Annotated in this window: 10 protein-coding genes; 6 read left to right on the top strand and 4 right to left on the bottom strand. The window is 45.5% G+C overall.

All coding sequences use genetic code 11. The features are described 5' to 3' along the window. The first annotated feature begins 9 nt into the window (after nucleotides 1-9). From KIK04_RS02325 to KIK04_RS02310, 4 genes are all read left to right on the top strand, one after another. Complete coding sequence (locus KIK04_RS02325) at nucleotides 10-684, top strand: response regulator transcription factor (protein ID WP_232276744.1); 675 nt, start codon at nucleotides 10-12, stop codon at nucleotides 682-684. Beyond that, on the top strand, nucleotides 681-2,051 hold the full coding sequence (locus KIK04_RS02320) for a sensor histidine kinase (RefSeq protein ID WP_232276743.1): 1,371 nt from the start codon (nucleotides 681-683) through the stop codon (nucleotides 2,049-2,051). The genes KIK04_RS02325 and KIK04_RS02320 overlap by 4 nt, the downstream gene beginning before the upstream one ends. 210 nt (nucleotides 2,052-2,261) lie before the next feature. Next, entirely contained in the window at nucleotides 2,262-3,260 is a 999-nt protein-coding gene (locus tag KIK04_RS02315) for an alpha/beta hydrolase (RefSeq protein ID WP_232276742.1), read from the top strand. 296 nt (nucleotides 3,261-3,556) lie between these two features. Continuing rightward, the gene (locus KIK04_RS02310; RefSeq protein WP_232276741.1) at nucleotides 3,557-4,270 is read left to right on the top strand and encodes a VWA domain-containing protein; all 714 of its coding nucleotides are present in this window, start codon (nucleotides 3,557-3,559) and stop codon (nucleotides 4,268-4,270) included. Nucleotides 4,271-4,347: 77 nt separating this feature from the next. Here the strand turns inward: KIK04_RS02310 and KIK04_RS02305 are convergent, their stop codons facing one another. The 4 genes from KIK04_RS02305 to KIK04_RS02290 form a co-directional block, all read right to left on the bottom strand. Further along, complete coding sequence (locus KIK04_RS02305; protein WP_232276740.1) at nucleotides 4,348-4,863, bottom strand: YhjD family protein; 516 nt, start codon at nucleotides 4,861-4,863, stop codon at nucleotides 4,348-4,350. Continuing rightward, a complete protein-coding gene (locus tag KIK04_RS02300; protein ID WP_232276739.1) occupies nucleotides 4,860-6,128 on the bottom strand; it encodes a DNA polymerase IV in 1,269 nt (422 codons plus the stop codon). Before KIK04_RS02300 ends, KIK04_RS02305 begins: the two co-directional genes overlap by 4 nt. Continuing rightward, nucleotides 6,125-6,502: a YhjD family protein gene (locus KIK04_RS02295; RefSeq protein ID WP_232276738.1), complete on the bottom strand. Its 378-nt coding sequence runs from the start codon at nucleotides 6,500-6,502 to the stop codon at nucleotides 6,125-6,127. Before KIK04_RS02295 ends, KIK04_RS02300 begins: the two co-directional genes overlap by 4 nt. Before the next feature lie 379 nt (nucleotides 6,503-6,881). Further along, complete coding sequence (locus tag KIK04_RS02290) at nucleotides 6,882-7,742, bottom strand: 3-hydroxyacyl-CoA dehydrogenase family protein (RefSeq protein ID WP_232276737.1); 861 nt, start codon at nucleotides 7,740-7,742, stop codon at nucleotides 6,882-6,884. Between the two features lie 564 nt (nucleotides 7,743-8,306). Between KIK04_RS02290 and KIK04_RS02285 the strand changes: the two genes are divergently transcribed. Together KIK04_RS02285 and KIK04_RS02280 are read left to right on the top strand one after the other, a co-directional pair. After that, nucleotides 8,307-9,332, top strand: coding sequence for a BtrH N-terminal domain-containing protein (locus KIK04_RS02285; RefSeq protein ID WP_232276736.1), 1,026 nt, complete (start codon nucleotides 8,307-8,309; stop codon nucleotides 9,330-9,332). 26 nt (nucleotides 9,333-9,358) lie between these two features. Continuing rightward, the gene (locus tag KIK04_RS02280) at nucleotides 9,359-13,837 is read left to right on the top strand and encodes a non-ribosomal peptide synthetase (RefSeq protein ID WP_232276735.1); all 4,479 of its coding nucleotides are present in this window, start codon (nucleotides 9,359-9,361) and stop codon (nucleotides 13,835-13,837) included.

Genomic DNA, 13,837 nt, shown 5'->3' with positions numbered 1-13,837 from the left:
AGGGAACGAATGCCTACTATATTGGTTGCTGACGACGATGCGAACATTCGCGAACTTGTTTGTTTATTTCTACGGAACGAAGGATTCGCCACAGTTGAAGCCACAGAGGGTGAAGAAGCACTAACCGTCTATGCCTCGACGAATGTTGATCTTGTGGTACTCGATATTATGATGCCGATTATGGATGGTTGGACGTTATGCAAGGAGCTTCGAAGGGTTAATCCCGATCTTCCGTTACTGATGTTGACTGCGAGAGGCGAAACATGGGAGAAAGTGAAAGGGTTCCAACTTGGGACGGACGATTATTTGACAAAACCGTTCGATCCGTTGGAGTTGATGGCTCGTGTTAAGGCACTACTGAAACGATATCGGATTGGTTCGACGCAGTCGATCCGATTAGGTAACGTCATTCTTGATCGGCAGACCTATAAGGTGATGAGAGGGGCGGAGTTACTCACGTTGCCACTCAAGGAGTTCGAATTACTTTATAAGCTCGCTGGTACACCTGGACAAATCTACACGCGCGCACAACTGATCGATCAAATTTGGGGGATCGATTACATGGGAGATGATCGTACGATAGACGTACATATTAAGCGTCTGCGCGAACGGTTCGCGACTACACCTGATTTTCGTATCGAAACGGTGCGTGGGCTTGGATACCGGCTTGAGGTATACGAATGATTAGATCTTTATATACACGTGCTGTCCTGACATTTCTAGTTTCTGTTATCGCGGGCACGCTCATTGCTTTTTTTGTAGCAGTTTGGGTATTTGAAGAGAAGTTGAACGAAAATTTACAAATTAACTTACTTCACTTTGGTCAGGACGTCGCTCAGATTTATGAAATCATTCCGCAACGTGAAGCGGACTCATACGTTAGTGGGATGAAGCAGCTTGATTCCTATCATATACGAATTTACGATGAAATGGGCCAGTTCCAGCCTTTTGGAATGCTTAATGGACACAAACCTACTACTGTGACAATGGAACAAATAAAAAAAGTACGAGATGGAGAAGTTGTTCAAGTGAATATGAATGGGGTTGCTCCTAGTCTCTTAGGGTTGCCTTTGAAAACGGAAGCGGGAATGAAAGCAATGTTTGTAGAGCCGATCGCGCCCCCTTCCGCCTCTTTTGCTATCAAGTGGATCATTGCTTTTTTGATCTATTCATTGATAGCAGGGAGCTTAATGATTCTGGTTGCTGCTATGTTTCTAGTAAGACCGATCAAAAAGCTGACAAAGGCGACTAGGCAGATAGCAGCTGGAGATTTCAACGTCAAGCTGAATATTCAGCAAACAGGTGAGCTGGGTACTCTGGCTCGCAGCTTCGAGGAAATGATACATGACTTGCAGCAACTTGAGCAGATGCGTAGGGAATTCGTATCGAACGTGTCGCACGAAGTTCAGTCTCCGCTCACCTCGATATCCGGTTATGCTATAGCATTGAAGCAAGTAGACCTTGGCGATCACGAGCGAAGCCGTTATCTTGATATTATTATCGCTGAAGCGGAGCGGATGTCCAAAATGAGCGATAGCCTGCTAAAGCTGAGCTTACTTGAATCGCAATCACAGCAGATGCGGCTGGTCACCCGCAGTCTTGATGAAGAGATAAGACGAGTCATCGTCGCGATCCAGCCGCAATGGTCAGCACGTAACATCCGTTTCGATCTTAATTTGAAGGCAGTTATGCTAACGGCTGATCACGACCAGCTCAATCAGGTGTGGATCAATATACTCGGCAATAGCATCAAATTTTCTCATGATAGTGGCAAGATTAGCGTCAGTATCAAACAAGATATGAACAGCGTGACCGTCCGAATATCCGACACGGGCATTGGTATTTCACTAGAGGACCAGAAGCGCATATTCGAGCGGTTTTTTAAGGCGGATCGTTCTCACAGTCGCAAGTATGATGGTAGCGGTATGGGACTGGCCATCGTTAAACAGATCGTATTACTTCATCAAGGTGACATTCGAGTGGAAAGCGAACCTGGTCGGGGAACGACCTTCATTGTCACTTTGCCAATCACAACGCCAACCGTTAGTTAGATTCATTGGTATCATTTAGATTGTTTAAACGCTGTTCTCGTATCCTCTAAGCTACGGCTCATGTGCAAGCTTCCTTGCATGTGACGCCGTAGCTTTTTTTGCTTGTTCATATTCCGTTCATAGTGTCGTCATAAAGAGTACATTTTCGTCGTCTAAGCTTTCCTTAGCGGAACGTTAAGGTGCCCAGTCAACTGATGAAGACAGGAGAAGATGCGAGTGGAACAAAGAGAGGTAATGAAAAAGAGGATGGGTACGAGAACAAGTAAAGCACTAATCATTCTTTTTAAAATAATAGGAGTAATCATTCTAGCAATAGCACTTTTTCTAGCCGTTGTGTTTACAGTGAATTGGATAAGCAGCAAATCGGAGCAAGGAAAAATAAAACCCTATGGGCAGCTAGTCCCTGTAGACGGGAAAAATATGAACGTTACGATTCAAGGAAAAGGCGAAGAGATAGTTGTGCTCTTACCAGGCTATGGAACAGCAGCGCCAGCACTTGATTTTAAGCCGCTCGTAGAAGAGCTATCCCCCTTTTACAAAGTCGTCGTGATCGAGCCCTTTGGTTATGGATTAAGTGATGGTACCGAAAAGGAACGAAGTACAAAGAATATTGTAAATGAAATTCATGAAGCTTTACAGCATCTTAAAATGGACCGCTATATTTTAATGGGGCACTCCATTGCAGGCATTTACGGACTTGATTATGTGAACAAATATGCAAATGAAGTGCGTGCATTTGTCGGGATCGATAGTAGTGTTCCAACGCAATTCGACAATAAGGATGTTGAATTTCCAATCAAAACTGTTCAAATACTCAAAAAATCAGGGTTGTCCAGATTGCTAATGAAACTAGGTGCTGACCCCTATGCTACATTACCATTTGATGATGAAACCAAAGAACAAATGAGAATGCTTGCTCTCAAAAACATGTATAATCCGAGTACCTTGAATGAAATGGAACATATTAATTCTAATTTTAAAACAGCTGAACATGTAACATTCCCAAAAAATCTTCCCCTTATTTTCTTTATACAAGCGAATAGTGCAGACATTAAAGATTGGATACCGTTGCATGAAGAACAAGTCAAAGATTCTGTACATGGAAAAGTGATAACATTGGAAGGTGGGCATTATTTACACCATACTCGATCAAAAGAAATCGTTGAAAACGTTAGAAAATTTATGGGAGAAATAGAACGAGGCAAGTAGATGGTTGTAAAAAAGTAGCCTGAACACTTTTAAAGATATGATTCATATCTCGAAGGCTATTAATAGATTCGGGCCTCAATTCTCTGTCCATAAAGCATACGATGAAGAGGGTGATGAACTTCTCCCATTTCGTAATCAATGAATAATTTGAGAAATCCGTGATTACGGGATAATATGGAATAGGGAGATTAGATGGTTAAATGAACACGGGGAGAACGTAGAAGTAGTCGGTTCAGGCTCGGCGTACACCGGAGAAGATGCCGTAACAATTCAACTAAAAGGGAGACGATTCTAAGATGAGCATCACACTAGAGAAAATGACGAGGGAAGTTGTCTTAGTTAAAGAAGCTAAAGGATTAGGTAACCAGACAGCAGAGGTATGGGCTGTAATCGACATTAGCGCTTCTATTCGATCGTATTTCGAAAACGGTACCATGCAAGCGATTATCGACCGTGCTATGGCTGTAGGTATGGGCTTTGATGCGAACAAGCAAATCGACGTTGTCTCATTCGGCGTTAATTCCCATTACGAAGGTACTGTAACAGAGCGCAATTACAGCGGCTTCGCTAATGACATTTATCGTAAGCGTAATCTTGAAGGTGGAACACAATACGCTGAAGCCATTAAAACGATTCGCGACAAAACGATTATGGCAAAGCAAGGCGGTATCGCTGGATTTTTTGGAGTGAAAAAGGAAACCAAGACATTGGACAAACCCGTTTATGTCCTATTCTTCACCGACGGTGACAACCAAGATAAAGACGAAACAACGAAATTAATTAAAGAGCTTTCTAAATACGGAATTTTCTTTCAATTCATAGGTGTAGGCAACGCTAGTTTCAATTACCTGCAAAAATTGGATGACATGAGTGGGCGTGTATTGGATAATGTTGATTTCTTCCCAGCCAAAGACGTTGTGAGCATGGACAACAAAGTTCTATTCGAAAAAATGATCAATGAGTTCGCCAAATGGGTCCCGCAAGCTCGTGCCAAAGGAATCATAAACTAATACCTTGCATTAGCAGCACGATACGAAAGGCATCTATCGACTTTATAAAGCGATAGATGCCCTCGGCCGCGGACACTTTATTTTGATTTCGCAGTTTCCTTTTTGCAAGGCGTTTGCTTAGGGTGTAAGCTTGCTACAAGGGTATCCGCATATCGTCCAATTCTCGTGCTTACTTCGGAACGAATATAGTCTCTAGTCACTATAAAACGGTCCTCATAATGACGACAGACGTAGCGATAATGAATCGCCTGCTCATCTTTCTCTTCTTCATGAAGGCAAATATTTTTTTCTAACAAGTATTTTTTAACTTCACATAAATCGGCATAGATGTTTTTAGCAAGCAGTCGGGCTACTTTCGTGTACAGCCCTCTTAGGGTGTCGGAAGACTGTTCGATTTCATAAGCTTTTTTTATAATAATAGTATGCATAATGGATAATAAAACAGAATCTTTCATCAACTTGATTTCTTCTGTTGTTGGGCGACAAGGTTGAACCGTGTGCGGGTGGAATCTATTCTGAAATGCTTCTTTATGTTGCGGCAACATCATCCTGCTCGATTCCCAGAGTCCGTTTTTCTCCAATTTTTTACTCACTTGTAATGCCCTCCGATTTTTAATGATCGATCTGCTGCTTGCCCAGCAGTAGTAAGCGAAGAAGCTCTTATGAGCGCTGCACTTCCATATCGGTCTTTGATGTGATCCGTAACCTTATCCAAGGCTCTAGCTTTCACCTGATCCTCAAACAGAGTGAGCTGATATTGTTGATCATCCTTCAGCTGACTTAACGTTACACCGACACGGCGTACGGGCATTCGATTCCAAAATGTATAAAAGAGCACTTTTACTGCTTCGAATACCGTATTGGTGTGATTCGTAGGGTCTGGCATTTTCATTTGGCGCGAGAATCCAGTAGGCGATTCATAAGGGCTGCACACGCAACTAACCGTGACTACGGAACCCATGTATCCTTTACGCCGGCAATCACGGCACACCTCCTCTACGAGCTCTAATAAAATAGTGTCCACTTCCCACGATTCGATATAATCTTTAGGCAAAGTCATCATATGGCCGACTGATTTTGGAGGCGTATCGAATGTTCGGGGGCTGACAGGGCTATCATCCAAACCATTTGCGGTTCGCCACATCACTTCTGCCTGAATATCCGCTTGTTTGCCAAAGCGCGCACGGAATTTTTGTTTGAGACGTGGCAACGGTGTTCTGGCAATATCTCCGATCGTATGCATGCCAAGACGCGCAAAGTGCGAGGTCATACGCGAGCCGACACCAAACATTTTGTCTACAGGCTGCGGCCACAGCAGCGTTTCGACTTCGATTGGCGGTAGCGTGAAAATGCCTTCTTTATTTTTTTTCGCCCATATATCTGTTGCAATTTTCGCCAATATTTTATTCGAGCTGATCCCGATTCTAACTCTTACGCCTGTTTGGCTCAGCACCTTTTGCTGAATCGCTTTAGCGATCGTTAGAGGCCCCCCGAACATATGCAGACTTGCAGATACGTCTAAAAATTGCTCATCAATACTAAAAACCTCGACTAGATCCGTAAATTCCTCATAAATCTTCGTAATCATCAGAGACACATCAATATAATGCTGCATGCGAGGGCGCATCACGACGAGCTCAGGACACTTGTTCAACGCTTCTCCAAGGCGATCGGCTGTACCAATGCCAAAGCTTTTAGCAATCGGACATGCAGCTAAAATAATGCCCGAACGACGTTCAACGGACCCAGCCACAACAACGGGTTTGTTCTCATATCCTGGGTGCTCTGCCTTTTCAACACTGGCGTAAAAGCTTTGGCAATCTGCTAGAAAAATAACCTTTTCGCGGCGTACGCTCATCTTAATCGCCCCTGCATATTCATCAGCATGGTCATTAACTCTGCTTTGATTAAGCCTCGCAACATCGTGAAACAGTGGATATAGCCCCGAACTTTGTATTCCACATCGATCCCCCGTGCATGGAATTCGGTATGAAGAACTTTAATATCGCGGGCTCTCATCTCTCCTTTAATGTTGCGCAGCTCGGGATAAATCGAGTGTTCCACTTGTTTGAGGTAAAAGAGAACATGATTGTACACAATTTTATTTTTATACATATTTAGTTCTTCCATATCTCTTGTTAGCATATCCAGCAAAATGGGAAGCAAGGTATATTCCTTAATCATTTGAATATCCTCTTTCGTTTCCATACTTGGATTAGCAGTAACATCCATGATCTCATCTCCAAAATGCGAACGTATATTCCTATATTTCGTATTATACACCGAACAAACGTTCTTTATGTGTGTGAATTTTTGGGAACTTAAAATCATGGATGGATCTGACGATGTGAATAAGAGGTGAACTAGAGATGAAGGGAGCCATGGGATATAGATTGCGGAAGGCGAGGACAGAGCTATCATCCATGGTGTTGTCGAGAGGGGCACGCCAAATAGCGCATGAAGGACTCCCCGTTTAACCGTCTGTTCTCTCGCAAAGCTGAGAGCCAGTTCGGTCGAACGGGGAATGATCGTCAAGCGCAAGCTGTTGCGTGATGATTGTATGATGATTGCGGTATAGGCTTGTATGTATGCGACTAATCGCGGCTAATCGTTATCCATATTTATAAAAGCCTCTGCCCGTCTTGCGGCCGAGCAGGTTGGCGTCTACCATTTTACGTAGCAAAGGGCAGCATCTGAACTTGGAGTCTTGGTAGCTTTGGTACAAGACGTCTAACGAGTGGACCACAGTATCCAGTCCGATCAGGTCGGCTGTTTCTAACGGGCCCATTTTGTGTCCGTAACATTTTTTAAATATGGCGTCGACCTGCGCCGCGTCGGCAACTCCATCCTGCACAACAAACGCAGCCTCGTTCATGAACAGATGGGAAATCCGATTGCTGACAAAGCCGGGATAATCGTTCACGATGATCGCTTCTTTGTTCATCAGTTTCAGAACATTTACGGTTTCCGCCACACAAGCATCTGATGTATGGTAGCCTTTGATGACCTCGACCGTGTTTTTCAAATAAGAGGGATTCATGAAGTGCACGCCGATGACCTGTTCTTGCTTCTTCGTCGCCGCGCCAAGCTTAGTAATGGACAGGCAAGACGTATTAGCGGCATAGCAAACCTCTTCTCCGCAAATGTCGTCTAATTGTTTGTAGACACTCTCTTTATACTCCCAATTTTCAGGAACATTTTCAATGATATATGAACAATCGGCAACCTCACGAATGTCCGTCGTAAAGAGAACTTTTTTCATGGCGTCCGCCGCGTTCACTTTCGGCAAATCTTTGTTGATCGTTACCGCGAACCGCAGTACTTTCTCAATCTCAGCTTTCGCTTTCACAAGCGCGTGCTCCGAAATATCGACCAGCACACAAGGCACATCATGAAACAGCAGATCGGCCGTGATGCATGTCCCCATCGTACCTGCTCCGATAACACCTATTTTTTGCACGTTATTCGTCATTGTTTGAATCCTCCGTTTCGATTATTCGATTAAAAATGGCGGAACTTCAGGGAATCTGATCGGTAGCCTGCTCAAAGAGGTAACACGAGGTGAAAAGGCTTATTGAAGTGAGACAACCGGACATAAAAAAGACCCATGGAAGATTTCTGCAGAATGAAGTTATCGACATCATTCAGACAAGCGAAATCTAATCACAGGTTGTCTACAAGCACATGTTGTATATCGCTCGTTTTTAAACATGCAAAAAGGAAACATCCTAAAATGTGGAGAAGGATGCGTAATAGAGAACGGTTTGAAAAAACAGGACTCGATTCTTCACCATGGTAACTCCGTGTTTCAAAATCGTCAAGATGGTTGTTGTCCATAAATTGGGTTTGCAGTTGGTTTTATAAAATAATTGTTAAATATTTAAATATATATTGACAATAAAATACACATGTGCGAATATTATTTAAGGCTAATATGTAATAAAATGAGATGATTGGTCGGTTTATGAAATAAGATACCATTATATCTCATTAGTTTTGCATATTATTACTTTTGGCAAAGAGAGGTGGTTTTATTTTGACCGTCAAGGAGTTAGAATTGGCTATTCCTCCTATTATTGGATACCAATATGTGGCCTATCCTCTTTGTACGGTACTCACCCGACAAGAGGGGATTCCATGGTTTTACAGTAATTTTATACATCTTTATTGTCATTTCGATCTTGATGGAAGTCGAGCCGCACGATCGTTACCGCTCACATTTTATGGAGAAGATTTCCTCCGTTGTCCGTGGCTAACTACGCAAAAAATAGAACGAGAGAGCATACTAGATTCGCCGCGTGGCGTTGTGAATTTTTTAGTCGATTGCATAGATTCGGGGTATACGGTTTCTTTATATGTAGATGAGTTCTATATCCCACGCCGTCGCGTTTACCAGCAAACACACTACGCACATGACATTTTAATTTACGGCTATGATCAAGCGAAGCGGACATTCTTCGTACTCGGGTATGACGAAGAGATGCAGTTCCGCAAGACGAGCGTACCGTTCCACGAATTGGAGCAGGGGTTCCGGGATCTAGAATGGACGGACAACTATAAAGAGCAGGTGTACCTGTTTAGGTTCAATAAAAAGGGCAGTTACGACTTGGATCCGGCGTTTATCCAACATTCGTTACAAGACTATGTTTCTGCTAGAAATGTATCCTTGCGTGATCGAGCGACGTGCAATACGGTGGAAGCGGCATTTGGGATTGATGTGTATCCCACGCTCATTCACAATTTGCCCGTGCTTGCGCAGAGACGCGATATTAGGCCGATCCATATTTTGTGGGAGCACAAGAAGGTCATGGGACTTCGCATTGCTTATTTATGTGAGCAAGGTCTGCTTCCAGATTCGCTTGGCAATTGCTTTCAACCGATCGAGGAGCAAGCGAGTGACTTACGTCATCAAATGATGAAATATGCGCTCACTGGAGACGATTTCATATTAGGCAAAGGAATTAAGCAGATCAACGAGCTTATGGAGAGCGAGAAACGGGTCTTGGAAGCGGTAATTGAAGCGCTAGGAACACTGCCATGTTCCACAATATCCGTAATTTAATCGGACTGGAGGTTTTATCTCTGAACGTGAGTAACCTGTATCCGTTAACACATCCACAGAAACGTATTTGGTATGTGGAGAATATGTATCCCGATACGAGTATTTATAATATCGGGGGATTTGTTAAAATTAACGGTCCCGTAGATTTTTCTTTATTGGAAGAAGCGATTAATGAGTTTATTCGACAAAATGATGCCATCCGCATTAGGATTATGAATCAGGATGGTACGGTACAGCAGGCTGTGACCGAGTATAGTCGCAAAACGTTACCGTATATCGATCTTGCGGCAAGCGAATCGAATGTCGGTCTCGAGGATTGGGTCAGCGGGGAGTTTGCCAAGCCGTTGCCTTTAGATGGTGAATTTCTTTATGATTTCGCCCTAGTCAAAGTAAGCGACACGGAGAGCGCCTACTTGACGAAAGTTCACCATATCATCTCCGATGGCTGGTGTTTTCAATTAATGACCTCACAAATCAACCAAATTTATACGCAGTTGATGCAGGGTGAGGAAGTTGGACAGCAGACGCGCCACACCTATTTAGGCTACATCGAGCAAGAGCAGAAGTATTTGGAATCCTCACGGTTTTTGAAAAATAAACAGTTTTGGCAAAAAAAATTCGAGCACGTTGACAACGTTGATCTACACACCTCAGCAAGCCACACGACCGGCCGGCGCAAGCCGTTTCTATTACAACCGGACACCTCAGAGGCTATACGCCAATTTGCACACGCGCAATCGATTTCTTTAAATACGTTATTCGTAGCGGTGATGCTCTTGTATCTCCACAAAGCGAATCAGCAAGACCGTATTATAATCGGCACCCCCGTACTTAACCGAACTGGGGTCAAAGAGAAAAACACCTTCGGGATGTTCACGAGCACGATGCCGTTTCTCGCCGATATCGAACACGACATGACTTACTCCACATTTATGAAATCCATCAACCAAGAACTTCTCCAATGTTATTTTCATCAGAAATACCCTTACAACATGCTCGTACAAGATCTTGAACTTCAGAAACGGGGCTTGGATCAGTTATTTCAAGTTTGCGTTAACTATTACAATACCAAGTACGATAGCAAATTCGGTCCTGGATGGGACATGAGACAGATTGAAGTACATAACGGCCATCAGCTGTATCCGCTACAGCTTATCGTTACCGAATGGTCTGCGGATGAAGGACTGGAGCTGTACTTTGATTACAAGACAGGCGATTATACGGAAGCACAGATTGATGAAATGTACCAGCGACTTCTCTATATAACGAATCAGATCATCGGGCAGCCGGAGGGGCAGATTGGTGAGTTACGACTGTTGTCCCCAGAGGAGCGAGAGGAACTTCTATATGGTTGCAATGTGACGGAACAGGCTTATCCTTCACAACAAACGATTCAGCAATTGTTCGAAGAGCAAGTCGAACGGTCGCCGGATCGTATTAGCGTATCATGCAAGGGGCGTTCACTTACATACCGCCAGTTGAACGAGCGCGCGAATCAATTGGCTCGAACGTTGCAGAAGAGTGAAATGGACTCGCACAAGCCGGTCGCGATCATGGCCCGACATTCCTTGGAGATTGTGGTTGGAATATGGGCAGTCATCAAGGCAGGAGGGGCCTATTTACCGATAGATCCCGACTATCCGAAGGAACGGATCGAGTATATTTTGCGGGACAGCGGAGCTTCGCTTCTGTTAACACAAGGCGAAGAATGGACGCATTTATCCTACGAGGGTACCGTTATCGCACTTGATGACGAACGACAGTATGCGGATGACAAGCACAACCTGCCAGTAACGAGTAAACCGGACGACTTGGTATACCTCATTTACACGTCGGGTTCGACAGGAAATCCGAAGGGAGCGATGATCGAGCACCGCGGACTGGTGAACTATATCTGGTGGGCGAATAAGACGTATATTCGTGCAAGCGACGATGTGTTTGCGCTCTATTCCTCCATCGCATTCGATTTGACGGTTACATCGATCTTTACACCTTTAATTAGTGGCAATCGAATCGAAATATACGAGGATGACGGCAGCGAATTTATTTTGCAGCGCATTATTCGTGATAACAAAGCGACGGTCATCAAACTGACGCCAGCGCATCTAGCGTTGATGAAAGACATAGACACCCGTGAATCTGTAGTCCGGCGGTTTATCGTCGGCGGGGAAGATTTGAAGGCGGCGTTAGCTGCCGATATCTATAAGCAGTTTCATGAACGCATCGATATTTATAACGAATACGGCCCGACGGAAACGGTGGTCGGCTGCATGATTTACCGATACGATCCGGAAAGCGATAAGAGAACTTCCGTATCGATAGGCAAGCCGATCGACAATACGCAAATTTATATACTGGATCGACACTTGGAGCCGGTTCCGCATGGGGCGGTTGGGGAGATATACATATCCGGGGACGGTGTGGCCCGTGGCTATTTGCATCGACCGGAGCTGACGCAAGAGCGCTTTGTGGATAACCCGTTTATACGAGGCAGGAGCATGTACAGAACAGGCGACTTGGCCATTCGTTACAGCGACGGCAATATCAGTTATCTCGGTAGGGTTGATCATCAGGTGAAGATCAAAGGCTACCGCATTGAATTGGGAGAAATCGAAAATCAACTGCTTGCCATAGAGGCAGTGGAAGAAGTAATTGTCATCGATCAGACCGGAGATGACGGCCAACAGCATCTCGCCGCTTATTATGTGGCTAAGAGAGAGCTAACTTCTCTGGAACTGAGAATGAAGCTGACAGAGGTGCTACCGTCGTATATGATTCCGGCTTATTTCATCGGGCTTGACCAACTGCCGTTAACACCAAACGGCAAAGTGGATCGCAAGCTGCTGCCGATTCCCGAGCCGGTATGTGAGACATCAGATACTGGGGAAGCAACTGCCGTTGAAGCGTTTTTGGCAGGCGTATTCGCAGACGTGCTGCAAGTGGAGGGGGTAGGTGCCCATCATCATTTCTACCGCATGGGTGGGGACTCCATCAAGGCACTCCAAATCGCGTCCAAAATAAACGCGGCCGGCTATCGCCTAAAGGTACAAGATATTTTAAGTTACCCGGTCATTCACGAACTGGCAGCTTTGGTCGAAAGAAACGCGCCTCGTAAAGTGGAACAAGGGCTGTGCGAAGGAACAGTGCGGCCGCTGCCAATTACATCGTGGTTTTTCAGCAGACCGTGGAACAATCCGCATTACTTTGCCCAATCTGTCTTGATTCGTTTAACACGCACAGCGACGACTGAGCAGCTGCGCGATGTGCTGTATGCGCTGATTCAACATCATGACGCCTTAAGGCTGCATTACGTCGAGGCCGAAGGTTGTCTCGCTTATCGAGCTGTCGAACAAGCAGACGTGGAAGTTAGCAGCTGCGACCTTGCCAGCTATCCGGCTTCAGAGCGAGCGGCGGCGCTGAAGAGCAGTGCCGAAGCGTTCAAAGGGAGTGTTCGCCTTGACGAAGGATTGTTAATTAAAGCGCTGTCATTCGATATGGGAGAAGAGGGCCAGCGCCTTCTGTTGACGGCACATCATTTGGTCGTGGATGGCGTGTCTTGGCGGATTTTGCTGGAGGACTTCGATCGGCTGCTGCAATCGGCGTTGGACGGGCAAGTCACCACGTTGCCAGCCAAGACGGATTCGCTGCAAGCGTGGGCGGAAGCCGTTGAGACATACAGCCGTGAGCGGGCCTCTGAGCAGAGCGAATATTGGCAGTCTGTCGTGAACGAGGTGGAACATTCTCTGCCCGTTGATAGGGAGACAGATGACGATCGGCATGCCATTTGTGAAACGCTTGCCGAGGAACTGTCTGCGGAAGCAACGCACAAGCTGTTGGGTAATGCCAATACGGCATTCCACACGCAGACGAGTGACTTACTTGTGGCAGCGCTGTCTTTGGCAGTGAACGATTTAACGGGCAAGGACAAGCTTACCATTGAGCTGGAGGGGCATGGGCGCGAGGAAATTATCGGAGATATCGACGTGTCCAGAACGGTTGGTTGGTTTACCTCGATGTATCCAGTTAACCTTCGTTTGTCCGGAAGTGAGCCAGCTGGTGCCATCAAGAGCGTGAAGGAACAGCTGCGCTCGATACCGCACAAAGGGATCGACTACGGCATTTTGTCATACTTGTCCCGCCGTGTCGCGGAGCCCGAACGCGGGTTGATCCGCTTCAATTACATGGGTGAGATCGATAACCATCTGCACAGCTCGGTTATCGATCTCGCCGCGGAAGATGCAGGCAGCGACATATGTCCGAGCAACAAGCTGACTTGCCTTGTCGATATCGTAGCGATGGTGATTGGAAAGACGCTCCGCGTCCGCATGACATACAGCACGGCCAAGTTCAGCGAGGGTACGATGGAGGGCTTGATGAAGACCTTTATGCAGCGGCTGGGCGAACTGATCCGGTTCTGTACGGACCAGGAACAGGCTGATTTTACACCGTCCGACTTCGAGACGGTAAAGCTGAGTCAGGACGAGTTGGACGTTCTCTTCAACTGA

This window comes from Paenibacillus sp. 481, from assembly GCF_021223605.1.
Classification (GTDB): domain Bacteria; phylum Bacillota; class Bacilli; order Paenibacillales; family Paenibacillaceae; genus Paenibacillus_B.
This window is presented reverse-complemented; position numbering and strand designations above follow the sequence as displayed.

Coding starts and splice junctions, on each gene's coding strand:
- KIK04_RS02315 (WP_232276742.1), top strand. CDS start 2,262: ATGCGAGTGGAACAAAGAGAGGTAATGAAAAAGAGGATGGGTACGAGA.
- KIK04_RS02325 (WP_232276744.1), top strand. CDS start 10: ATGCCTACTATATTGGTTGCTGACGACGATGCGAACATTCGCGAACTT.
- KIK04_RS02300 (WP_232276739.1), bottom strand. CDS start 6,128: ATGAGCGTACGCCGCGAAAAGGTTATTTTTCTAGCAGATTGCCAAAGC.
- KIK04_RS02310 (WP_232276741.1), top strand. CDS start 3,557: ATGAGCATCACACTAGAGAAAATGACGAGGGAAGTTGTCTTAGTTAAA.
- KIK04_RS02290 (WP_232276737.1), bottom strand. CDS start 7,742: ATGACGAATAACGTGCAAAAAATAGGTGTTATCGGAGCAGGTACGATG.
- KIK04_RS02295 (WP_232276738.1), bottom strand. CDS start 6,502: ATGGATGTTACTGCTAATCCAAGTATGGAAACGAAAGAGGATATTCAA.
- KIK04_RS02320 (WP_232276743.1), top strand. CDS start 681: ATGATTAGATCTTTATATACACGTGCTGTCCTGACATTTCTAGTTTCT.